General features: G+C 78.4%; 1 protein-coding gene and 1 pseudogene. Both read left to right on the top strand.

Annotated features, from left to right (window positions below; translation table 11 throughout):
- Positions 1–170 (top strand): annotated as a pseudogene (locus tag EEJ42_RS53295) (xylulokinase); the annotation flags it as partial.
- A 49-nt stretch (positions 171–219) separates the two neighbouring features.
- The coding region (locus EEJ42_RS31460) for an ROK family transcriptional regulator (protein WP_148082072.1) at positions 220–1,168 on the top strand (949 nt) is incomplete at its 3' end.

Raw genomic sequence — 1,168 nt, 5'->3', positions numbered from 1 at the left:
CCGCCGCCCAGGCGGCGGGGCTGGCGCTGGGCGAGGACCCGGCGGCGGTGGCGCGCCGCTGGGCGACCGCGGAGGGGCCCTCGTACGAGGCGGTGGAGCGCGACGAGGAGACGCGGGAGCGCATCGCGCGGGTGCTGTCCGACGCGGACGGGCTGCTGCGCCGGGCCTGAACCGCGCCCGGACCATACGAGACGGACCGCAGGAGAGGAGACCCCGACGGTGGCAGCGCCACTGCCCAACACCCAGCAGGCGATGCGCCGCCGCAATCTCTCCCTCGTGCTGCACGCCGTGGCCGCGCACGGACCGCTCTCCCGCGCGTCCGTCGCCACCCGGGTCGGGCTGACCCGGGCCGCCGTCTCCACGCTGGTGGACGAGCTGATCCGGGACGGGCTGCTGGTCGAGCTGGGACCGTCCCGGCCCGGCACGGTCGGCCGCCCCGGGAGCGCGCTCCAGCTCAACGAGCGCGGTCCGGCCGGGATCGGCGCGGAGATAGGCGTGGACCATCTGGCCGTCTGCGCGGTGGACCTGGGCGGCCGGGTGCGGGCGCGTACGGAGGTGACGGAGGCGAACCGGGACCGCGCGCCGGGCCCGGTCCTCGCCCGCCTTGCCGAGCTGGTCCGGCAGGTGGCGGCGGAGGCGGTACGCGAGGGGCTGCGGCCCGCCGGGCTCGCGGTGGCGGTGCCCGGTCTGGTGGCGCGCGAGTCGTCGCTGGTGGTGCGCGCCCCGAACCTCGGCTGGGAGGGTGTGGACATCGGCCCCGCGCTGCGTGCCGCGCTGCCCGGGCTGCCGCTGACCGTCGACAACGAGGCCAACCTCGGGGCGCTCGCCGAGCTGTGGCGGGGCGGTCATGACCCGGCGCCGCGCGACTTCGTCCATGTCTCGGCCGAAATCGGCATCGGCGCCGCGGTCGTGCTCGACGGGCGGCTGCTGCGCGGCACCCACGGCTTCGCGGGCGAGCTGGGCCATGTGCCGGTACGGCCCGAGGGGCCCGCGTGCGCGTGCGGCGGGCGCGGCTGTCTGGAGCAGTACGCGGGCGAGGAGGCGGTGCTGCGGGCGAGCGGGCTTTCCCCCGAACAGGCCGCCGCCCAGCACCCCGGGCCCGGCGGCCGGATCGCCCTGCTGGCCGAGCGGGCGGCGGACGGCGACCGCCGGGTGCGGCACGCGCTGG

This window comes from Streptomyces botrytidirepellens (assembly GCF_003721215.1).
GTDB classification, from domain to species: domain Bacteria; phylum Actinomycetota; class Actinomycetes; order Streptomycetales; family Streptomycetaceae; genus Streptomyces; species Streptomyces himastatinicus.
This window is presented reverse-complemented; position numbering and strand designations above follow the sequence as displayed.